We start from the raw sequence: 21,833 nt of genomic DNA, 5'->3' as shown, positions 1-21,833 counted from the left end.
GTCACCAGCTCTGGAACTTCGCGGGCGGGTCGTACAGTCCTCCGGACCAGTCGACGAGTTCATCGATGGAGTGGGCTGCCAGAAGACTTCGGTTCGCCTCCGCCGGGCGAACACCGATATCGGCAGGGAGTGCGAGAAGACCGTCGCGACGCAGCGCATCGACGTCGTCGGGCGTAGACCGTCTGCCCAGTGGGGTCACGCCCGCGAGGGCGGAGACCACCCGTCGGCGTTCATCGAGACTCTGAGCTTTGTAGAGATAGCCGACACCGACCTCGGAGACGAGATGGGTGAGATCGTCGCCGTAGACCATGACCGGTGCCAGATCCATCCCGGCGTTGTCCCCGACTGCCACAGCATCGAGTTGCTCCACGAACTTCGGTTCTGAACCGGCGTTGAAGGTCTCCGCGATCTGGACGACCAGTTTGCGTCCACGCTCCACACCAAGCTGACCGCGTCCCTCCGAAAGGTCGAGCCAAGCGGGTGAGGAATGGCGGCGGCCCCGCGAATCCGCCCCGAGGTTCGGGGCGCCACCGAATCCGGCCAGGCGTCCCTGAGTGACCGTCGAGGAGTTTCCTTCAGGATCCACCTGGAGGGTGGAGCCCACGAACATGTCGGTGGCGTACAGGCCGGCGGACTGGGCTGCCATACGGTTCGACCGCAGGCTGCCGTCAGGGCCGGTGGCGAAGATGTCGGGACGCGCGGCGACGTATCGGCTCATCCCCACTTCCCCACCGAATGCGGAGATCTGTTCAACCCAACCGCTCTCGATCGCGGGGATGAGATTGGGATGCGGGTTCAGTGCCCAGTGGGTGCAGATCTTGCCTTTGAGTCCCAGCTGTTCGCCGTAGGTCGGCAACAGTAGTTCGATAGCGGCGGTGTCCAGGCCCACACCGTGGTTCAGTGACGTGACCTGATGGCGTTCATAGACGCCTCTGATGGTGAGCATCGCCAGGAGGACATGGACGTCGGTGAGATTCCGTGGATCACGGGTGAACAGGGGTTCCACCTCGAACGGCCGGTCGGCTTCCACAATGAAGTCCACCCAGTCGCCCGGCACGTCCACCCGGGGAACCTTGTCGACGATCTCGTTGACCTGGGCGATGACGATGCCGGAACGGAAGGCCGTCGCCTCGGTGATCGCCGGCGTGTCCTCGGTATTCGGGCCGGTGTACAGGTTGCCGTCGCGGTCAGCGGAGACGGCAGCGACGAGAGCCACTTTCGGTGCCAAGTCGAGGTACATCCGCGAGTAGAGCTCGAGGTAGGTGTGGATTGCACCCACCTGGAGAGTCCCGTCATCGACGAGTTGAGCGACGCGAGCGGACTGCGGTCCGGAGAACGCGAAGTCGACCTTACGCGCGATACCGTCCTCGAAGATGTCGAGGTGCTCTGGCCTGGCGATCGAGGAAAACAGCATGTGCAGGTCGTGAATGCGTTCGGGGTCGACCTGTGCCAGCGCGCGGGAGAGGAAGTCCGCCTGCTTCTGGTTGTTGCCTTCCAGAGCGACGCGGTCGCCCGGTCTCATCACAGCATGGAGGAGATCGACGATCGAACTGGTTGGGACAGTTTTCCCGGTTGCCAGGCCGGTTGCCCGCGCCAGTCTGTCCGCTTTGTCTCTGCGGCCGGTGTCCCAAAGTGTGGTGGTGTCTGTCATGGATAGTCCTTGTCGTTGTGGGTGGCGCTGAGCCGGACGGGCCGGTCAGCCGAACAGGGCGCGGAAGAGGAAGTAGAAGACTGAGGGGCCGAGGAGACAGCCCAGTCCGGTGTAGAGGCTGGATGTCACCGCGCCGTAAGGAACCAAGCGTTTGTCGACGGCGGCGAGGCCGCCGGTGACCCCGGAGGTGGTGCCGAGCAGGCCGCCGAAGGTCATGGCCGACTTCGGGTTGTTCAGTCCGATCCAGCGTGCGACGAGTGGTGCAGCGATCATGGCGAGCATGGACTTCACCAGTCCCACCGCCACAGACAGTGCGATAACCTCAGACGAAGCTCCCACGGCGGTACCGGTAACCGGGCCGACTATGTACGTTGCAGCGCCAGCGCCGATGGTCGCGAGCGACTCCGGATCGTTATAGCCGAAGGCCAGTGCGACAGCCGCTCCAACGATGAATGAAACGATCATGCCGAAGACGAGGGAGATGATGCCGGCAGGTCCTGCCTTCTTCAGTTCACGGACATCTACTCCGTACGCGGTGGCGACGATAGCGAAATCTCTTAGCATCGAACCGCCCATGAGCGCCAGACCGCTGAAGAGACTGATGTCCGCAAGTCCCTTGTCCCCACCAGACTGCAGCCCGCCGACATAGGCGAGGACGAGTCCGAGGAGGATCGCCACGGCCGAGCCGGCGACGTGGCCACGGGTGAGGGTACGCCCTACCCATCCGCCCACCAGCATGACCAGGCCGACCAGCGCAAAAGCGAACAGTAGCGCGTTGTCCTCGATGAGGGTGGTGATGGTGTCAATGATGTCGCTCATGTCAGGCCTCCTCGTCTTCTGCGTCGGTCAGCGGGGGAAGTGGCTCTGAGACCGGGCCTATTTTGGCGATGGCGGGGACCAGTGCCAGAGAAGCGATCAACACGATCACCCCCGCGAGAATCGCCATGACCCCACCGTCGACGGCGCTCCGGACGTTCTGTGTCATGGCCATGGCCACGACTATGGGAATGTAGATTCCCGACCAGAACAGGACGCCACGCTCAGTGACTTTCGGCAGATAGTTCCTGCTGCGAAGCCAGCCGGTGACGAGCAGCAGCGCCACCATCGCGAATCCGACGCCGCCAACATCCGCATCGACTCCGAGTAGCTGTCCCAGCAAGGTGCCGATCGTCTTCCCCACCAGCACGCATACGGCGAGGATCGCCGTACCGTAGATAATCATTCCGCCTCCGGTTGATGTAGTGGTCTGTCACATCTTCACTTCCTGATGTGAGCTGCATCCCACTTTGCTCCCGGTGTAGTTTTCTGGTCCAATATGAAAAATGACCGACTCATGCAGCCACGCATTGATTCGCACCGTTCCTCGAGGAGGCTCCACCGTGACAGTCCCTGTGACCCTGACTTCGTCCCAGCTCACAGCCTTGACCGGTGCGCTTCCGGTGCTCCGTGAGCTCGGTCGGGGAACCACGTTGACGCAGACCGCTCATCTCCAGGGAATGTCCCAGCCGGCGCTGAGTCGCATGGTGATGCGGTGGGAAGCAGAACTGTCCGTCCCCCTGCTCCGCAGGGTGGGTCGTGGTGTGACACTGACCGAGGAAGGACTGACTCTCGCGAACGCCGCGACGGACGCACTCAGCGTGTTCGAATCCTCGTTGGAGCAGGTGCTGGAGGAACGGGACGCCAGACCGGTGCGGCTGGGCACCCTCCGGTCACTGTCCGGGCGCATCGCCCCGCTGCTCGCCGACGCAATGTCTCAAGTGAACCTGAGTGTGGCGGAGGGGTCGGCGGCTTCATTGCTCGCCCAGCTGGAAGCCGCTGAACTGGACGCAGTGATCGTGGGACCCCGTCCCACCGGGAAGAACTACAACTGGGCGTTTCTCGCACATCAGCCTTTTCACCTCGTTGTTCCTGAGGGGCACAGACTGGAGAGGCAGGACTCGATACGATTGCGGGACGTCGCCGACGAGAATTTCGTCGCGATGGACGCGCACTACACGACCAGGCAGTTCGCCGATGAATTGTGCGCGGAGGCCGGGATTGCACCAGAAGTGACCGTGGAATCGGACAATTCGCACACCCTGAGATCCTTCGTGCAGGCCGGCCTGGGACTCTGCATTCTTCCGGCGGTCATGGCGGACGCCACCGGTGTGGTGTCAGTACCGATCCATCGGGTGGACGGAAGACCGGCGATGCGCGAGATCGGCATGGTCCGTATGGCTGGCAGGCGCCTTCCACCCCATGTCCGGAATGTCCTCCACGAGTTGAGCGCGCTGTTCGAGGGTAATGCCAGAGTAGTGCGCAGGTCTCATGCATCCGCGTAAGGATGCCCCATTTCCTGTCCACGCGCGTCCGCAAGGCAGCCACACCTTCACAGGCGCGATTGATAGACCGAACTGCGATCGGCCGCTCCACGCTTGAGCGTCGAATTGTCACCCTCCCAGGTAGGGCTTCAGCTGGATTCCCTACCTCGGAGGCTAATGATCCGACATCGGACTTGCCCCGCGATTGATCATGGGGAGGTACCGACGAGTTCTTCGATGAACGCCGTGATGATTCCGGCGACCTCGTCCGGTGACTGCATCGTCATCGAGTGACTGCCGCCGTCGATCGTCACGAGATCGACACCATGGTCCACCATGGCATCGTGACTGTACGTCCGATCTGCGGTCCCGTGGATGAACCGGGTCGGGACGCTGAGTGCCTGTCCTCCGCGACGTTCCAGCAGTATCGGAATGCTGTGTTCCAGCCGGTGGAGCGGGAAAGTCGCGACAGCCTCGCGGGTCAGTGACGCAGATGGTTCGGCACCGTTGCTGGAGCCACTGGCGATCATCGCCGCGAGGTCTTCACCCGGGCCGTCCTCGCCCCAGACGGCGAGCAGATGGTTCATCGACTCAATCTCATCTTGCGGGGCACTGTCACGGGTCGTACTGATCCCGATCACACCGATGACCCCGTCCTGATCCGCAGACTCCTGGGCGATCACACCACCCTGGGACACACCCGCCACAACCAACGGTGTCGACGTGACACCCCGGGCAGCAGCCACTGATGACGCCGCAAAGTCACGGAAGCTCTCGTCACGGTCGTTGTCCCCGTGATGGGGGGCGTCAACGGCGACGATGTTGCAGCGTTCCCTGCCCTTCACTGTCGGTCACTGCACCGGCGAGTGTACCGAGACACTTATGCGGTGGTGCGTAGATTGGGGAAGATGGAAATGGAGGACATGCCGTGAGAACGCGACGCCACCCGGCGACCTGGAAAGACCATCGCATCGCTGTCATCGGTGGGAACGGCGGTATCGGGGAACAGCTGTGCATGCAGCTACAGGCGGACGGGGCCCGGGTCTTCTGTCTGGATCTAGTTACCGGATTCGATGTCACAGATGATGCCGTCGTTCACAGGTGGTTCGACGAACACCCGGTCGATACCGTCATCTACGCCGCTGGGCTTACAGCATCCGGGCCCCTCACCCGCGACGGTTCCATCGATCAGCTCCGTACGTTGTTCAACGTGAATGTTGCGGGCATGGTCAGTGTCGCCGCCGCGGCCTCCAGTTCTCTGAAGCGCACTCGAGGTCGACTGATTGTCCTGAACTCTGCATTCTCCCTGGTGACCGCACCGGGCTACGGGGCCTATTCCACCTCGAAGGCAGCACTGTCCATGGCTGGCACGTCGCTGCGTCCCGAGTTGGCCCCGGCGACGGTAACGGACTGCATCCTCGGAGGGGTCGGCACCCCCATTTTCGACCGGGCCGCCGAACGTGCGGGGACGGAGGAGGCGTCCAACGTCGCCCGGCGTTTCCGCCAGCGGATTGCACGCAACTCTCCTGAGGATGCAGCGGCCCGTATTCTCCGTGCCGGACTGCGCCGGACTCCGCGCGCTAGCGTCGGGCCTGACGCCCAGGTCGGGGCCATCGCATACAGGATCGCCCCGTCTTTCACCCAGAAGGTGCTGAATACGCTCATCGGCGACCACTTTCAGTAGGACATCAACGATCTCTGCAGGGGCATAATCCGTACCCTTCGCCTGACTTCGCCGGGCAAAACTCAGGTCGCGGAGCCCCGGTTCTGCAACGTGAACGCCAGCTGACTATAGGCCGGGGTATGAGTGGCGACACCGAACGCGACCGGTACACCGTCCGCGGTGAACACCGTGGAATCCACTGCCAGCACGCTGTCCCCGACTGCGATACCGAGGCTCTCGGCCCGTCCCTGATCGACCTCATCCAGTCGCACCAGCAGGTCATTGCGGGTGAGGACGACCCCGTAGGTGGTCTCAAGGAACTCGAACAGTGAACCGGTGGAGAAGTCGTGCGCCAGCACTGCGGGATATCGCGCCGTCGGCAGGTACGTCACCACGTGCTGATGCAGTGTGCCGTTGATGTAACGAAGCCGCTCCAGCAGGATCAGCTCATCAGCGGGATTGAGCTCCAACGCCTCGGCGCCCCGCGCCGCCCGGGTGACCTCGTTGGCCGGAACCTCGGTGACCACGTCACGGCCGAGTTCAGCCTGTTGGCGCCGGGGTAGTCAGCGGTTCCCTGGAGCCGTTCGGCGACATGTTCCAGGAGGCCTTCAACGTCCAGGGGGTGGTCCCGAACAACGAGGCCATCGTCGGGACGGTGCTGGTCACCTACGGGACCAACGCCGCACTGATCTTCTTCTTCGGCATGATCGTCAACGTCCTGCTGTCGATGACCTCCAAATTCAAGTACATCTACCTGTCCGGCCACGTCGCGTTCTACATGGCGGCGATGATCGCGGTGATCTTCAAGGTCGCCGGCTTCGCCGACTGGGAGGCGGTCCTGTGGGGCTCGATCGCCCAGGGCCTGATCGTCACCGTCTCCCCGGCCCTGGTGCAGCCGTTCATGAAGCGAGTCACCGGCACCGACGACGTCGCCCTCGGGCACACCGGCGGCGCGGGCATCGCACTGAGCGGCCGGGTCGCCACCGTCACCCGCAGCAAGAAGCACCCGTCGAAGTCCACCGAGGACCTGGACCTACCGTCCGGACTGGGCTTCCTGCGGGACACCACGGTGATCACCGCCCTGTCGATGGGACTGATCTACCTGATCGTGGCCTTGTTCGCCGGGTCAGGGTACATCGAGGACAACCTCAACGACGGCACGAACTACATCGTCTTCGCGCTGATGCAGGGCGCGACGTTCTGCGCAGGCGTGTTCGTCATCCCCGCCGGCGTGCGCGTGGTGCTGGGCGAGATCGTCCCGGCGTTCAAGGGCATCAGCGAGCGTCTGGTGAAGGACGCCAAGCCGGCGCTGGACGTGCCGATCACTTTCGCGCCGAATGCGCTGCTCATCGGTTTCCTGTCGAGTTTCGTCGGCGGTCTACTGGGCATGGGCATCATGGCGATGGCCGGGACGACGATCGTGGTGCCGGGCGTGATCGCCCACTTCATGACCGGTGGCGCGTCCGGCGTGATTGGCAACGGTGTCGGTGGACGTCGGGGTGCGGTGCTCGGCGCATTCGTCAACGGCCTGGCCATCACGTTTCTGCCGCTGTGGCTGCTGCCTGTCCTCGGCGACGTGGGACTGTCGGACTCGACGTTCTCGGACGCCGACTTCGGTGTGGCGGGTCTGTTCCTCGGCTATCTGAACCAGGGTGGTGGCCAGACGGCCATCATCATCATCGGCCTGGTCGCTGCGATGCTCGTGACCTACGCGGCGTCGTTCATGATCGGACGGCGGGAGAAGAAGGTGGAAGTGGCGGGTGGTGCCGAGGAGGCGTCGGCGGAGCCTTCGGAAACTGCGACGTAAGACACCGTTTGTCTGCGATCGACAGCGTTCGTGCCTCTACCATCGAACAGCACGGCAACCGTCAGATCCACGATGCGCCAGATCCCCGGGTCTCCCTCGGAGAGTTGAACCAACACATCGTGGGAGACGCCGTCTGATGGCAGGTATCGGATCTCCTCCACGGAACCGTTATATTTCCGCTCCCCTCGGCGATCACCGCATCCCTGAACACGCCCCTACCTGGTGTACAGCTTCAGATTGTCGATGGATGCTGAGCCTTCATAGTAGTTCAGGTGTGGAACTCCGATGACAAAATTATCCGGATATGCTGACCCCTCCGGCCAGATATCCTTGGTGAATTCGCCGTGCGGCCCGCTGACCGTAAGTTCCTGGTTGAGCGAACCATCATACTCACCAGCGGTCTGGTTGTAGTGGAACACCGAGTACCCGTCGTCACTGATGAACGGCCGTTCGTACCGAAGGGTGCGCTGGCCGACTTTGGCGAAGTTCCCTGTCATCTCCGTGACATAACTGTCGCCGGTCCTCTCGATGGCGAAAGTGTAGGTCTCGCCGGGCAGCACGTCCGGCTGTAGCTCTGTAGCTGCGACGATTTCAGCCTCCGGGTCATCGCCGATACAGAGACCACACTCTGTCGGCATGACGAACTCGTTGTAGGCGAAATCCGGGTTCCGGAAACGGGTGCCATCGAAGAAGATCTGGTTGACATTGACCGCATCAGACTCCTCGTAGGGATAGAGCTCGCCGGTGTCTGCGTTACAGACTGCGTAGCTCCCCTCCGCCCAGTCCGCGGCGACTGAGTATGTATCCATACCAACCTTGCGGTGACTATGGATGAACAAGTTGTTGTGTGGCGCAGGCTTCTCATAGTCCATGATGGACAGCAGATAGAAGCCGTTTTCATCGGTGACGTCTCCCCAAGGCTCACCACAAGGATCTGCCTGAGGCGTTCCCTCCCTCACCCAAGGGAAGTTCGTCTTGCACTCCCCCGGTTCATAGCCGTTGAACTTTCCATCGTACTCCCACTCGCCGTCACGCTTTCCGCCGAAGTCGAAACCTGTCAGGTCATATTCGATTCGGTACTGTTCTGGCAAGGTATCGGTGGCAGTGAGAATGAGGCCCGTGTCCTGCGCAGGTACGTTGATGGTGCCCTGTCCTGCAGAAACGTCGAGGTTCGGCTCGTTGTCCGGGACCCCGTCTCTGTTCCGGTCCTGCGCCGCGTGCTCGACGGTGAGCCATCCGTCTTGTCCAACTTCTGTGCGTTTACGCAGAATGTCGACTGAATCGAGTGCTTCAGCGAATGCATCGCCGCCCTTGACATCGAAGTACTCTCCGTCATCGTCAAATTCATCGACGTGCCAGGGGCTGTCCTCCCCGTGCGGATCCACGACCCACCGGCCATCCGTAGGCAGCGGCGCTTCAAAATCTTCGCTGTATTTGAGGTGCCAACCACCTTCCGAAGCGTCTAAGGTGCTGGGTGTCGTTGACTCCGCAGTTGCCGTTCCGGCACCAGCCACACCCAGGAGTGCGACAAAAGAAGCGGCGATGACAGTGTGCCCAGAAGAAAGGTGGTGTGGTGTTCTGGTAGTTTTCATGATCTTCCCTTGATCAGCCTCAGTTGAGGTAGAAAATTCGGTCCTTGCTGCGGGCCATATGATCGGCGTTCCACTCAGCTCCTCCATCAAGGTTGGCGGCGAGAAAAACCGGGGGTTGTTCACCACGCTCTACCAGGTGCTCAATGATGGAGGCGGAAAGACTCTGCAGAATAGCAGTTGAGGTCACGCCGGACGCCGGTGTGAACTTCTGGGGAACCCCGTCGAGTTCAAGTACCGCGTCACCGGCATCAACATGGTTGTCCAGCAGAAAGTCCGCGTGATCTCTCAGCTTGGTTCCGTCAGGTACGCGGCTTTCCACTGCCGAGGTGTACTTTTCGGAGGTCACCGCGACGACGATGATCCCTTTCGCCCTGGCTTCGCGTGCGAGTTCCACCGGCACCGCGTTGCGCCCTGACACCGAGACGACGATGAGCACATCCCCTCGTTCCAAAGGCGAGTTGCCGAGCAGAACCTCCGCGTAACCGGGTATCTGCTCCATCTGGGATCCCAGCGTCGTCGGGCGTGTGGTGAGTGCCTCAATCCCCGGAGCAAACAAGGGGTTGATCAGCATCAAACCGCCGGCACGATAGACGATGTCCTGTACGGGGAGGCTAGAATGCGAGGCGCCGAAAGCGAAGATTCTCCCACCGTCGACTACCCGCTCCGCAATGGCAGAGGCAGCCTCTTCGACAGCGCTCATCTGCCCGTCGCGGATCTCGGTGAGCAGGTTGATGAGCTTGTTATAGTACCCGGAGATTAGGTCAGACATAGTTTTCCTTTCTGTTCGGTTTAGCAGAGTCAGCGACCGAAGAGGTCACCGATGAAGTCGATGATGATGCCGGGGACAATCGCGTCCGGTACGGTGAACCCGAGGCCAATTGCACCTAGAGCATCCAGGTCGCCGAACACCTGGAATTCATATGCGAAGGAGATGAGAATCCAGCCGACGAAGCCCCACAGGAATCCGCCGAGCATCGCACCCCGGCGTCCACCCGTGGAGTTACCGAAGATGGCGGCGGTGCCGCACGCAAAGAACGCCACGATCATCGAGGGAATGGGGACCGGCCAGCCGACCGCGCCCATCAGCACCATGCCAGCGATCTGGCCGATCAGACCAGTCACCAGGCCGATAAGCAGAGCATTTGGAGCGAACGCAAACAGGACCGGGGCATCCAGAGCAGGCTTGGAATTCGGGATCAGCTTACGACTGATGCCTTCGAATGCCGGAACGATCTCACCGATGAGCATACGTACGCCGTAGAGAAGTATCAGCATGCCAGCGGTGAACTGCAGCGCCATCATGAATGCGAAGAGCAGCCATTGTTGCCCGTCCGAGATTCCTCCGTCGGCGACCGGCGCCTCGAACGCTCCCGTTCCACCGACGATCACGGCCCAGATAGCTACACCGACAGAGACGATCATCATGACCAACGTTGTTGACACGGCAATGTCACGGAAGAACGACAGCTTTTCCGGCATCTTTGATTTCTCTGCAGAGTCTTCGGGCTTTCCCACGAATTTTCCGAGGTAACCAGCGAGAACGTTGAGTAACGTCTGACCATGTGCGAACCCAACTTCGTCATTTCCGGTGATCTTACGGACGAAAGGCTGAGCAATCGCTGGAGCCAGGGTCATGTACGCACCGTCAATGAGTGACGCGATGACTACCGTCCACACCGGGCTGAACCCCAGTGAATGGATCAGAATCGTGAATGCACCGGCATGTACCCAAATCATGTGGCCGGTGAGGTAGATGAACTTGAAAGGGGTGATCCGGGCAAGGATTAAGTGGACGACAAAACCGAAGAGCAGGACCAGACCGATCTGGGATCCGATAGAACCCACGGCGCTCGTCTGCACAGCACTGACCACAGCTTCGTCGAAGGTGACGAATGTGGTAACACCGCCGTCGGGGAAGGCCATCTCGAACATGGCCTGAATGGGCTCGAGGCCGGCAGTGAGCACTGTCGTGCCGCCGGCGATGATGAGTAGGCTTAGTGCAGTCTTTACCGTGCCGGTGACGACATCACCTGCGGGCTTTTTCTGAGCGAGGAGTCCAACCAGCGCGATAGCTCCGACGATAATCGCCGGGATCTGGACGACCTGTGTGATGAATTCAAGTGCGCCGTTCATGGGTCACTATCCTGCGTCGTGCGCGTCGTCGATGGCCTTGACTGCCGCAAGGACCTTGGTCTTGATCTCATCCTTGTCCACAAGGTTGTCGATAGCGACAACACTGGCGCGAGTCCCCTCGACTTGACCTGCCATGGCCGTGGTGGTAACGACGATGTCGGATGGTTGCGATTTGAAAGATCCCAGGTCAATAGGTTGGACTTTCGCCGTGATGTTCTCGTCCTCGAGCAGCCCGCGGATCTGCCCCGCGAGCATCATTGACGTGCCCAGGCCCATGCCACAGACGGTTGCAATCTCAATCATTGTCATTCTCCCTTGGTGGTTGTGGTGCTTTTGTCGAACAGTGAGCAGAGGGCGTTGTCGTCCCCTGCGTTGCGTATACTGTCGAGTAGTTCTGCGTCGGAGAGAACACCGGTAAGTGATCGGATCATCTCCATGTGGCCTGCACCGGACTTTCCGTCGGCGTCAGCGGCGAAAGAGACGAGGATGTCGACGGGGTCGTTCTTCGCGTGCCCGAATTTCACAGGTGTGTCCAAGGTGACAACCACCTGACCCGGCCTCTTGACTCCCTGCGCAGATTTCGCGTGTGGCATGGCAACTCCAGGGACCAGGACCATATATGGCCCGAGTTCCTCAACAGCACTGATCATCGCTTCGGTATAGCTACTGTCGGCAATCCCCTGCTGCTCATAGAGCTTCCCGACATGTTCCAGCGCTTCGCGCCAGTTATCGGCACGGCGTTTCGCAGCTACGGCTTCGGGCTCAAATCCCTTATCGGACGACATGTTCTCACTTCTCCTGACGATGTCGACTGGCGGTTTGATGGTTGCCCCGGAGGACCGCCACATCGCTGACCTTAGCGGCGGGTAGTGACCACGGCAATGGGTAATGATCATTTCCAATCATGATGGAGGCCGCGCAGAAGCAGACCGTCTATCCAGGCAGGCGCCTCCTGACCTCGCCTCATGTGCACGACTGACCACCTATTGGACCCGAGATGAATTTACCCCCGATACTACCCCCGAACATTGGCATGATTGCTTATGACTCTTGTGTTCCGATTCAATCATTTGCCATCATGTAGGTGAACGAAGGCGCCACTGCCCGATCACGACGAGAGGACCGACTCCAATGAATCAGCCCACAACCACCTACATGGAGCAGGAGCTCGCCAGTCAGCCAGAGATGTGGAAACGTGCGCTGAGCATGACGGATGCGCGGAATTCGCTCCCCCCACGGGGAGCTTCAGTTGCAGTCGTCGGTTGCGGAACCTCCTGGTTTATGGCCCAGAGCTTCGCGAGCCTCCGCGAGGACGCTGGCCATGGCGTAACCGATGCGTTCACGGCAACCGAGGCTCGCATCGACCGACCTTACGATGCCCTCATTGTCATTTCACGGTCAGGCACCACCACAGAGATCGCCGAGCTCCTTGACCAGAACCAGCAGCGTGCAGCCGGGCCGCTTCCGACTGTCGCAGTCGTGGGTGCCACAAACACCCCAGTGGCAGACAAGGCGGATAGTGTCATCGACCTGTCGTTTGCCGATGAGCAGTCCGTGGTTCAGACCCGTTTCGCTACCACCGCACTGATGTTCCTGCGCGCGAGTATCGACCAGTTGAACGTCTGCGAAGCCGCTATCGAAGATGCCGAGCGGATCCTCGCTGAGGAGATTCCCAATGATCTCATCAACGCCGAGCAGTACTCCTTCCTCGGTCGCGGTTGGACAATCGGATTGGCGACCGAAGCCGCCTTGAAGATGCGGGAGTCCTGCCAGGCATGGACCGAGGACTATTCCTCCATGGAGTACCGCCACGGGCCAATCGCCATCGCGGCGGAGGGACGCATCACCTGGCAGTTCGGCGCTGCACCGGAAGGTCTGGCTGACCAGGTAGCCCGTACCGGCGCCCGCTTCGTCGACGACGATTTCGATCCCATGGCCGATCTCGTGCGCCTGCACCGCGTGGCTCTGGCGACATCGGCAGCGCGGGGCCTGAACCCGGATGAACCCCGCAACCTCACCCGCTCGGTAATCCTCGAGTAGTACAGGCCCCGATTACTATGCCTGCATTGTTTGCGGTAACCCCCAATCCGGCCCTCGACATCACGCTTACTCTGCCTTCACTCCAGCCAGGCGCCTCACATCGTGTCCCGGCAGCGGTACGACGCCTCGGAGGCAAGGGCATTAACGTCGCCGCGGTCGCGGCTGAGCAGGGCATCGACTCCGTAGCCCTCGGCCCGGTTTCTGCGGCTTCTTTCGCTGAGTTTGAAGCACACTGCGACTACGGCTCGGGCGTACGGCTCCCCGAAAACCTACGCCAGGCATTCACGGATACCCCGACTCCGCTACGCTCCACCATCGCGATACATCAGACCGATGATAGCTCCACCTCAATTGTCAACGAAGCTGGCTCTTCGCATCCGACCGAAGTGTTCTCGACAATACTCGATAGGCTTGCTGATGAACTGGGAAAATCCTCCGGAAACTCGGTATCGCTGTCGGGTTCGTTCCCTCCAGAGGCTCCAGGGGGCCTGATCCCGAGACTAACTGACATCTGCCGTTCGTCGGGCAGCCCCCTGGTCGTAGATACCTACGGAGACCCCCTTCTCCAGGCATGCGACCACGGTGCGACCGTCGTCACCCCCAATGCGGATGAACTTCGGACCACCACCGGGTACACAGACGTCTCTGCTGGCGCGCAGGAGCTGTTGCGCCGAGGTGCCGAACTCGTGGTCGTGACACTGGGTAGCGAAGGAATCTTTGCAGCGACCCGAGACGCTGCTTCCGGCATTCATGTCAGTCTCACCGAACCGCTGAGTGGCAACCCGACGGGAGCAGGAGACGCCCTGACTGCAGCCTTGGCATCTGCACTTCTCGGTGGACATGAACTGACTGAGTCATCCCTGCCTGAAGTCCTGAGTCGTGCTGTCTGCTGGTCTGCTGCTGCGGTACTCAGCCCTGCAGCCGGCTCAATCGGCACCGACTGGCCCCAGCTTCTGCCCTGCGTCCGTATCCGCTGACCCCGCTTCTGAACAGGATTCTCATGACTCTGAAAGACACATTCTCCATCGTCAATGCCGCCGCGGCGAACCACATGGGGGTCGGAGCGTTCAACGTGATCCACCTGGAAACCGCGGAAGCGCTCGCTGCGGCAGCCGAGCGCGCCGAGCTGCCGGTGATCCTCCAGATCAGTCACAATTGCGTCCGGTATCACGGCAACCTCGTCCCCCTGGGACTTGCGACCCTGGCCATTGCGAAAGCATCATCCGCCGCGATCGCGGTGCACTTGGATCACTGCGAAGATGTGAATTTAGCGAAACACGCAGTAGACCTCGGCTTTAGCTCAGTCATGTTCGATGGCTCCGTTCTTACTGTAGAAGAGAACACCAAGCGCACCCGCGATGTCGTGCGCTATGCCCATGAGCACGGCGCCACAGTCGAAGCCGAGTTGGGCGAGATCGGCGGTAAAGGCGCCCACACCCCCGGTGTCCGGACAGATCCCACCGAAGCAGTCGATTTCGTCGCTGAGACAGGAGTCGACGGACTCGCCGTCGCCGTGGGTTCCGAGCATGCCATGTCTGACCGCACGGCCTCCCTCGACATCAACCTGATCGACAAGCTCAGCACTGCACTTGAAGTCCCCTTGGTGCTGCACGGGTCTTCAGGGGTCCCTGACGATGAGATTGTGCGCGCGATCCAAGCTGGCATGACGAAAATCAACGTGTCGACCCACCTGAACTCCTTCTACACCCATGCCATTGGTGGCTTCCTGGATGAGAACCCGGACGTCGTTGATTCGCGCAAGTACACCGCAGCCGGAAGAGATGCTCTGAGTCGCGAGGCGGAGCGCATGCTCCAGCTTTTCGCTGGCACCGGCCGATAGAATCGCTTCCACAACCACTCATCTTCAGCGAATCGGAGAGAACACCCGTGATACGCAGTGACAGGCTCCAAGGCATTCTTGACGTTCTGGCAGACCAAGGTTCCGTGTCCGTCGACCAGATTGTCGCGGATTTCGAGGTTTCTCCTGCCACGGCACGCCGAGATCTCGATGAGCTCGCAGCTCAAGGCCAGTTACGCAGAACCCGTGGTGGCGCGAGCAGCGGGGTCGTGTCTTTCGATCCGCCGCTCTGGGAGAAAAGGCGTATTCAGGCGCGTAACAAGCGGGCTATAGCCGAATACTGCCTGTCGTTCATCGAGCCTGGCAGCGTCATTGGTCTCACAGGTGGCTCCACCGTTGGAGCGCTTGCGGAAGAGTTCGCCGGTTGGGCGGCAGACACCGCGGCTGCAGAAGGACCGACGAACAGGCCTATCCTTACAGTGGTAACTAACGCCGTGGACATTGCCTACGGGCTCTCCGGGTCACCGAACATCAGGGTGATTGTCGTCGGCGGCGTTCTCAACAACAGTTCCCGCGAACTGACCGGCCCGTTCGGGACCAGCACCTTACGGCAGATCTTTCTTGACGTGGCGTTCCTCGGAGTTAACGGCTTCGACGAGCACGGTCCCGGGGTCGTCGACGAATATGAAAGCGAGATCAACGGCATCATGGCAGCCCAAGCCAGTAGACCCGTCATCATCGCGGATGCTTCCAAGTTCGGGCGTCGTTCATTCTCATCGGTGCGGGGGCTCAACATCGAGAAAACGACCGTCGTCACCGATGACTCCCTACCCACCGACATCGTCGAAAAACTCGCTCAGCGTGGCTACGACGTCCGACAAGCGCCCCTGAATCCAGAGGAATAATGACAGCCTCACCCTTGATAGTCCGCGGCGCCCGTCTCCTTGACGGGACCGTCGGCTCCGACACACAGGACACTGCTTTCCTTGTCACCGATGGTGCGATCCACCGTCTCGGGACAGTCAATGACACGGAAAGCTGGCCTGAGACCGCAGATGCCGAGGTTATCGATGTTGCTGGAGCACCAGTTGTCCCCGGTTACGTCGACATTCATCATCACGGAGGGGACGGTGTCTCGTTCGATGATGGTGCAGAAGCCGCACGGAAAGCGTTGGCTGTCCACCGGGCGCACGGCACAACATCCTCAGTCCTGTCCTACGTGACCGGGGACCTCCAAACGATGCGTTCACGCCTCATGGCCGGAGCTGAACTCGCGGAAAGCGATCCACACATCCTTGGTCTGCATGCGGAAGGGCCGTTCCTACACCGTGACTTCAGGGGGGCTCACGATGAAGCACTGCTCCGTGACCCGGAGCCAGCGGCCGTCCGATCACTCATCGACGCAGCCGGGGGCCATCTGCGGCAGATGACGATCGCCCCGGAGAAACCCGGTGGCCTTGACGCGGTGAAGGAACTGGCTCACTGTGGTGTCGTGCCCGCCATAGGGCACACGAGCGCGGATTTCGATACCACGGTCTCGGCTTTCAGCCACGGGGCGAGGATACTCACGCACAGTTTCAACGGCATGAGGGGAATACATCACCGCGCGCCTGGTCCAGTGGTGGCGGCACTACGTGAATCACGAATCTGGCTCGAGGTCATCAACGATGGAATTCACGTCCACCCGGCTGTCGTTGCAAGTCTCTTCGTAGAGGCCCCCGACCGGGTCGTGCTGGTCACCGATGCGATGTCGGCCACCTGCAGCCCCGACGGGGACTACATGCTCGGCGAGCTGGAGGTGACTGTCGCCGACGGTGTGGCCCGGTTGTCGTCAGGCGATTCTCTCGCGGGCTCCACTCTGACCATGGACCGGGCTGTCGCGAACGCCGTACACTCGGTGGGAGTCCCGCTCGATGTCGCCGTCGCTGCGGCAACAAGCCATCCTGCCGCCGCGGTCGGTGCAGAGAACCAGTGTGGAAAGTTAGCAGTCGGTATGCCCGCTGACTTTCTCGTGCTGAACCCTCAGACCTTATTACCTGATAGGGTATTCATAAACGGTGAGCTGCAGGTAGCGGGTGACGTGCAACGATGACCACTTTCAGGAGTTCACCTCGGCCCGGATCACGTGTTTCAGCAGTTTCCCCGACGGATTCCGCGGTAGACCACGGGCCACGATGACCTCGCGGGGGATCTTGTACTTCGCGATTCTCCCGGCAAGATGCTCCCGCACCTCATCGACACCGAGGTACTGCCCGTCCAAAGTCACAACGACCGCGACCACCGTCTCTCCCCATGCCGGATGCTGACGGCCCACCACAGCAACGTCCCGCACCTCGGGGATCGCCATCACCGCGTCCTCGACCTCGGTGGAGTACACGTTCTCCCCACCAGTGATGATGACGTCCTTCTTCCGGTCCACGATGTAGACGTAGCCGTCGGCGTCCACTCTGGCGACGTCCCCGGTGCGGTACCACCCGTCGATGAACACCTCAGCCGTCGCGGCCGGGTCAGACATGTACACACTCATCACCGAATCCGCACGCATCCAGATCTCCCCCTGCCCGTCAGCATCGACGTCCCTGCCCGCATCGTCGACGACCTTGAGGTCCACGCCGAACATGCCACCCCTGCCGATCGAACCCGCCTTGGTCAGCTGCTCTGAGGGTTGGAGACACGAGCCGGCCGGTCCCGTTTCGGTCATTCCGTACACCTGGTAGAAGTTCCCGGTGCCGTAGGCGTCGATGAGCATCCGCGCCTGGTCCTCCCCCAGCGGTGCGGCACCGTAGATCAGCTTCTCCACGCTGCTGAGATCGAAGTCCCGGAGATCCCTCCCCTCTGACCTGGCCTTCTGCACCGGCGCGATATACGCAATCGGGGCACCGAACACCGAGGTGATCCGCTCCTTTTCAAGCGTCGGTAGGAACTCAGCGGCATCGAACTCGCGCATCAGCACCACGGTCCCGCCGATGTACATCGTGGTCAGCAGCCAGTCGTTCAGTGGTGAAGCATGCCAGATCGGCATGATCATCAGGAATCGTTCATCCGGGGTGAAATGCAGCGTGTTGGCGATATTGGGCGACAGGGCACTGATCCCGCGGTGGGTATGCACGCACCCTTTCGGCGCGCTCGTCGTACCTGAGGTGTAAAGCACCTGGGCATAGTCCTCGTCCGGCGCGACGTCACCGGAGAAGGGAACAGCCACCGCGACAGCGCGATCGAAGTCTCCCTCCTCCCACCCGGTCTGCATCCAGGTAATCTCCGGCCCGCCCTGACGTGCGGCGTCAATGACAGCATCCGAGGCGACGCCGAACACTCCCCCGGAATGCCGGACGATGTGGCTGATCTCCTCGGGCTGAAGTTTGTGGTTCACCGGCACGAGCACCGCTCCCGCTCGCCAGATGCCGTACATCGCGACGACGAAGCCGGGGTCGTTCAAGGTCATGACCAGAACCCTGTCACCAGGTCGGACACCATTGTCGACGAAGACAGTCGCTGCCCGGTCCGCAGCCTCGCGCAGTTCCCGGTAGGTCATCGACCTGCTCCCCCACTGCAACGCGGGGTGATCGGGGCGACGTCGAACGGTGGCGTCGAGGGAATCAAGGAGGTTCATGGGGAGGCTGCCTTTCGGTGGTGGTGTGATGTAGCCTGAATCACAGTGAACCATAGTTCACACCTTCACGAAAGAACGGTCACTTCCACCGACCAGAGAAGACATCAGGACGCATGCCCTACCAGCAGACCGAGAAAACCCGAGCGCACGCCCAGGGGCGACGCGACAGCATCCTCCGCGCCGCGACCGCCCTCATTTCGTCCGGCGGATTCGCGGCCGCCTCCGTGCGCGCCATCGCCGAAGAGTCCGGGAACGCCGCTGGCTCGGTCTACCGCTACTTCGGCAACCGCGAGAAACTGCTGGCAACCGTTTTCCGGTCGATCGCCGACCGCGAGTTCCGCGCCGTCGAGGACGCGACGATGTCAGCACGGCCCACGGTCGCAGACCGCCTGTCGTCGCTCCTGGCAACATTCTCCACCCGTGCGCTGCGCAACCCGACAATGGCAGAGGCCCTCCTCTTCGAACCGGTCAACCCGCTGGTCGAGTCGGAACGACTCACCTTCCGCCGTCGCTACCACGATCTGGTCGTCACAGTCATTCGCGACGGCATTCTGGCCGGCGAGATCCCTGACCAGGACGCCGAGCTCAGCGCCCGTTCCGTCATCGGCGCCAACGCCGAAGCCCTCATGGGACGGCTCAGCCCTGAATCCTCCGTCACAGATCCCGACTACCTGATCGCCTCCGTCACCACTTTCTGCCTCCGGGCGCTAGGAGCACCACAACCATGACCACGCACACCGTGTTCAACCAGTCAGCGCCCCGCGTCGACCTCAATGAATTCACCACAAACACCGCGCTTCAGGATGCGGTCGCAGTCTTCGCCCCGGACGCCGACACCGCCCGGCTGGGCGGTATCGGCGCGGAGGTCGGTTCCGCGTCCTATCAGCACGACGCGGAACTGGCGAACACCATCACGCCCCTACACCGTTCCCACGACCGGTGGGGGCATCGCGTTGACGAGGTCGAGTTCCACCCCGGCTACCACCGCATCATGGAGCAGTCCATCGGGTGGGGGCTCCACACCTCGGCATGGGCGAATCCCCGCCCCGGTGCGAATGCGGAGCGTGCTGCGGCGTTCATGCTCGCCAGTCAGGTGGAGGCGGGGCACGGCTGTCCGGTCTCCATGACCCATGCCGTGGTGCCGGCGCTACGTCTGGCACCCAATCTGGCGAAGGAGTGGGAACCGAAGCTGCTGTCCACCAATTACGACCCGGAGCTCCGCGACCCCGCCACCAAGGACGGCGTGATCTTCGGCATGGCGATGACGGAGAAGCAGGGTGGATCGGACGTCCGCGCGAACACGACCGCCGCCACGCCCAATGCGGACGGAACATGGTCGTTGACGGGGCACAAGTGGTTCTGCTCGGCGCCGCAGTCAGATGCGTTCCTCGTTCTCGCGCAGGCCGCAGGCGTTCCCGGGGGCCTGAGCTGTTTCCTGGTGCCGCGCGTCCTTCCAGGCGGCGAGCGGAACGTGTTCCTGATCCAACGGCTGAAGGACAAGCTCGGCAATAAGTCGAATGCGTCGTCCGAGATTGAGCTCAGCGGCACCGTCGGCTGGATGGTCGGCGAGACGGGACGAGGGGTCCGGACGATCATCGAGATGGTCAACCGCACTCGGCTGGACTGCATCTACGGCACGACGGCCGGGATGCGTCAGGTGGCGGCGGAGGCGGCGTGGCACGCCCGGCACCGTTCTGCGTTCGGGGCGACCTTGATCGACCAACCTGCGATGACCAACGTGATCGCTGATCTCCAGTTGGAGGCGGAGGCGGCGACATGGACGGCGATGCGTCTGGCGTCGGCCCATGATGACGGTGCCGGAGAAGAGGACTTCCGACGGTTGGCAACGGCGGTCGCGAAGTACTGGGTGTGTAAACGGGGCCCGCACCACGCCTACGAGGGGCTGGAATGCCTCGGCGGCAACGGGTACACCGAACTGTTTCCCTTGGCACGGCGGTATCGCGAGCAGCCGGTTCTTGCTGTGTGGGAGGGCTCGGGGAACGTCATCGCTCTCGACGTTCTCCGTGCGTTGGCAAAGCAGCCTGCCGTGACAGAGGCCTTCGACGCTGAAATGGCGACCGCCCTGGGACGGGACGAACGCTACGACGCACAGGTTGCCCGCATGCGTGGCCTGCTGTCGGAGGTCGCGGCGCACCCGGAGAGCGCAGAGAGAAACGCACGGCGGCTGGTCGAGTCGATGGCACTGACTCTGCAGGCGCAGATTCTACTGACTCACGCTCCCGGGCATGTGGCTGACGCATTCCTCGCCGGACGGGTGGATCCGGCCACGCGAAGTGTGGAGTACGGGGCGCTGAGTGATGGTGTTGACGTGGACAGGTTGGTTGAGAGGGCGTGAGACGACCGACGAATACAGCCAGACGGATACGGAGTCCGGGAAACAAGGCGTCCTTCTAGTGTCGCGTGTCGTTAGTTCCTAAATGGTTCGTGGTGTGGGATAATAAACCATGCCCAACAACCCCGCACCCGCCCTGATCCTGCGCGACGGCGACAAGGAGATTCTGGAGTCCTGGACCCGGTCGACAACGATCAAAGCAGGGCTGGTGCAGCGGGCACGGATCATCCTGCTGGCCGCCGACGGGATGGCCAATGCGCACATCGCCGAATCGGTCGGTACCACCACCACCTCGGTGTGGAAGTGGCGCAACCGCTACCGCGAAGTCGGTATCGCGGGGCTGGACGATGCGGCCCGCTCAGGCCGGCCCAAACAGGTCAGCGACCTGGACATCGTGTACGCCACCCTGACCCGCCCGCCGAAGAAATACGGGGTAACCCACTGGTCATCCCGGCTGCTGGGTCAGCACCTCGGATTGGGCAACGCGACAGTCTCGCGGGCCTGGCGGGCCTACGGAGTCCAACCCTGGAAGGTAGAAACCTTCAAGTTCTCCACCGACCCCGAGTTGGTCGCCAAGGTCACCGACGTTGTCGGACTGTATCTGGCCCCGCCGGACAACGCGGTCGTACTGTGTGTCGATGAGAAGTCCCAGATCCAAGCACTCGACCGCACCGCGCCGATGTTGCCGACGCGTATCGGGGATGCTGAGAAACACACCCACGACTACAAACGCCACGGCACGACGACCCTGTTCGCTGCCCTGGAGGTTGCCACCGGGACTGTCACCGGTGCGGTGAAGCCGAAGCACCGCCGGGCTGAGTTTTTGAGCTTCCTGCGCCAGATCGACCGCGCCTACCCGGAACAGGATCTGCACCTGGTGATGGAC

The 21,833-nt window shown here is 61.7% G+C and carries 21 protein-coding genes and 1 pseudogene; 11 read left to right on the top strand and 11 right to left on the bottom strand.

Annotated features, from left to right (window positions below):
• Window position 1: 1 nt before the first annotated feature.
• From mdcA to madL, 3 genes are read right to left on the bottom strand one after another with little or no spacing between them, the layout of a single operon-like run.
• Window positions 2-1,651 carry a malonate decarboxylase subunit alpha gene (gene mdcA, locus FS507_RS05905; RefSeq protein WP_145941875.1) on the bottom strand — a complete coding sequence of 550 codons (1,650 nt, stop codon included), beginning with the start codon at window positions 1,649-1,651 and terminating at the stop codon, window positions 2-4.
• A 45-nt stretch (window positions 1,652-1,696) separates the two neighbouring features.
• Window positions 1,697-2,470, bottom strand: coding sequence for a malonate transporter subunit MadM (madM, locus tag FS507_RS05900; RefSeq protein ID WP_260853187.1), 774 nt, complete (start codon window positions 2,468-2,470; stop codon window positions 1,697-1,699).
• 1 nt (window position 2,471) lies between these two features.
• On the bottom strand, window positions 2,472-2,873 hold the full coding sequence (madL, locus tag FS507_RS05895; RefSeq protein ID WP_145941874.1) for a malonate transporter subunit MadL: 402 nt from the start codon (window positions 2,871-2,873) through the stop codon (window positions 2,472-2,474).
• A gap of 157 nt (window positions 2,874-3,030) precedes the next feature.
• Here madL and FS507_RS05890 point away from each other — a divergent pair, with 157 nt between their 5' ends.
• Window positions 3,031-3,972 (top strand): LysR family transcriptional regulator, encoded by a 942-nt coding sequence (locus tag FS507_RS05890; protein ID WP_186314578.1) that lies wholly within the window; start codon window positions 3,031-3,033, stop codon window positions 3,970-3,972.
• 188 nt (window positions 3,973-4,160) lie between these two features.
• On the opposite strand, the gene FS507_RS05885 is transcribed toward FS507_RS05890, so the two are convergent.
• On the bottom strand, window positions 4,161-4,796 hold the full coding sequence (locus FS507_RS05885; RefSeq protein ID WP_145941872.1) for an alpha/beta fold hydrolase: 636 nt from the start codon (window positions 4,794-4,796) through the stop codon (window positions 4,161-4,163).
• 83 nt (window positions 4,797-4,879) lie between these two features.
• Here FS507_RS05885 and FS507_RS05880 point away from each other — a divergent pair, with 83 nt between their 5' ends.
• Window positions 4,880-5,635 carry an SDR family NAD(P)-dependent oxidoreductase gene (locus FS507_RS05880; RefSeq protein ID WP_186314577.1) on the top strand — a complete coding sequence of 252 codons (756 nt, stop codon included), beginning with the start codon at window positions 4,880-4,882 and terminating at the stop codon, window positions 5,633-5,635.
• Window positions 5,636-5,697: 62 nt separating this feature from the next.
• On the opposite strand, the gene FS507_RS05875 is transcribed toward FS507_RS05880, so the two are convergent.
• The gene (locus FS507_RS05875; protein WP_145941870.1) at window positions 5,698-6,141 is read right to left on the bottom strand and encodes a GntR family transcriptional regulator; all 444 of its coding nucleotides are present in this window, start codon (window positions 6,139-6,141) and stop codon (window positions 5,698-5,700) included.
• Window positions 6,142-6,173: 32 nt separating this feature from the next.
• Between FS507_RS05875 and FS507_RS05870 the strand changes: the two are divergent.
• A pseudogene (locus FS507_RS05870) lies at window positions 6,174-7,421 on the top strand (PTS ascorbate transporter subunit IIC); the annotation flags it as partial.
• Window positions 7,422-7,636: 215 nt separating this feature from the next.
• Here FS507_RS05870 and FS507_RS05865 read toward each other — a convergent pair.
• Genes FS507_RS05865 through FS507_RS05845 form a run of 5 tightly spaced genes read right to left on the bottom strand, consistent with a single transcriptional unit; the run spans window position 7,637 to window position 11,931 of the window.
• Window positions 7,637-9,013 (bottom strand): hypothetical protein, encoded by a 1,377-nt coding sequence (locus tag FS507_RS05865; RefSeq protein WP_145941869.1) that lies wholly within the window; start codon window positions 9,011-9,013, stop codon window positions 7,637-7,639.
• Between the two features lie 19 nt (window positions 9,014-9,032).
• Window positions 9,033-9,782 carry a sugar isomerase domain-containing protein gene (locus FS507_RS05860; protein ID WP_145941868.1) on the bottom strand — a complete coding sequence of 250 codons (750 nt, stop codon included), beginning with the start codon at window positions 9,780-9,782 and terminating at the stop codon, window positions 9,033-9,035.
• Window positions 9,783-9,811: 29 nt separating this feature from the next.
• Complete coding sequence (locus FS507_RS05855) at window positions 9,812-11,146, bottom strand: PTS ascorbate transporter subunit IIC (protein WP_145941867.1); 1,335 nt, start codon at window positions 11,144-11,146, stop codon at window positions 9,812-9,814.
• A 6-nt stretch (window positions 11,147-11,152) separates the two neighbouring features.
• Window positions 11,153-11,449, bottom strand: coding sequence for a PTS sugar transporter subunit IIB (locus FS507_RS05850; protein WP_186314576.1), 297 nt, complete (start codon window positions 11,447-11,449; stop codon window positions 11,153-11,155).
• A 2-nt stretch (window positions 11,450-11,451) separates the two neighbouring features.
• Window positions 11,452-11,931, bottom strand: coding sequence for a PTS sugar transporter subunit IIA (locus tag FS507_RS05845; protein ID WP_186314575.1), 480 nt, complete (start codon window positions 11,929-11,931; stop codon window positions 11,452-11,454).
• Window positions 11,932-12,277: 346 nt separating this feature from the next.
• Here FS507_RS05845 and FS507_RS05840 point away from each other — a divergent pair, with 346 nt between their 5' ends.
• The 5 genes from FS507_RS05840 to nagA are packed head-to-tail and all read left to right on the top strand — an operon-like array spanning window position 12,278 to window position 17,076.
• Window positions 12,278-13,186 carry an SIS domain-containing protein gene (locus FS507_RS05840; protein WP_145941864.1) on the top strand — a complete coding sequence of 303 codons (909 nt, stop codon included), beginning with the start codon at window positions 12,278-12,280 and terminating at the stop codon, window positions 13,184-13,186.
• Between the two features lie 26 nt (window positions 13,187-13,212).
• Window positions 13,213-14,163: a 1-phosphofructokinase family hexose kinase gene (locus FS507_RS05835; protein ID WP_186314574.1), complete on the top strand. Its 951-nt coding sequence runs from the start codon at window positions 13,213-13,215 to the stop codon at window positions 14,161-14,163.
• A 23-nt stretch (window positions 14,164-14,186) separates the two neighbouring features.
• Window positions 14,187-15,026 (top strand): class II fructose-bisphosphate aldolase, encoded by an 840-nt coding sequence (locus FS507_RS05830; RefSeq protein WP_145941862.1) that lies wholly within the window; start codon window positions 14,187-14,189, stop codon window positions 15,024-15,026.
• Window positions 15,027-15,073: 47 nt separating this feature from the next.
• Window positions 15,074-15,889, top strand: a complete 816-nt coding sequence (locus FS507_RS05825; protein ID WP_186314573.1) for a DeoR/GlpR family DNA-binding transcription regulator — start codon at window positions 15,074-15,076, stop codon at window positions 15,887-15,889.
• Complete coding sequence (gene nagA, locus FS507_RS05820; protein ID WP_145941860.1) at window positions 15,889-17,076, top strand: N-acetylglucosamine-6-phosphate deacetylase; 1,188 nt, start codon at window positions 15,889-15,891, stop codon at window positions 17,074-17,076. Before FS507_RS05825 ends, nagA begins: the two co-directional genes overlap by 1 nt.
• Window positions 17,077-17,082: 6 nt before the next feature.
• Here the strand turns inward: nagA and FS507_RS05815 are convergent, their stop codons facing one another.
• Window positions 17,083-18,594, bottom strand: coding sequence for a class I adenylate-forming enzyme family protein (locus tag FS507_RS05815; RefSeq protein WP_145941859.1), 1,512 nt, complete (start codon window positions 18,592-18,594; stop codon window positions 17,083-17,085).
• A gap of 113 nt (window positions 18,595-18,707) precedes the next feature.
• On the opposite strand from FS507_RS05815, the gene FS507_RS05810 reads away from it, so the two are divergent.
• The 3 genes from FS507_RS05810 to FS507_RS05800 form a co-directional block, all read left to right on the top strand.
• A complete protein-coding gene (locus tag FS507_RS05810) occupies window positions 18,708-19,322 on the top strand; it encodes a TetR/AcrR family transcriptional regulator (RefSeq protein WP_145941858.1) in 615 nt (204 codons plus the stop codon).
• Window positions 19,319-20,950 carry an acyl-CoA dehydrogenase family protein gene (locus FS507_RS05805; RefSeq protein ID WP_145941857.1) on the top strand — a complete coding sequence of 544 codons (1,632 nt, stop codon included), beginning with the start codon at window positions 19,319-19,321 and terminating at the stop codon, window positions 20,948-20,950. Before FS507_RS05810 ends, FS507_RS05805 begins: the two co-directional genes overlap by 4 nt.
• A gap of 109 nt (window positions 20,951-21,059) precedes the next feature.
• Window positions 21,060-21,833, top strand: a 774-nt coding sequence (locus FS507_RS05800) for an IS630 family transposase (RefSeq protein ID WP_145941856.1), incomplete at its 3' end; no start/stop codon positions are given.

Source organism: Corynebacterium glyciniphilum AJ 3170 (genome assembly GCF_007673095.1).
Classification (GTDB): Bacteria; Actinomycetota; Actinomycetes; order Mycobacteriales; family Mycobacteriaceae; genus Corynebacterium.
Note: the sequence above shows the minus strand (reverse complement) of the source record. Positions and strands in the feature narration are given on the sequence as shown.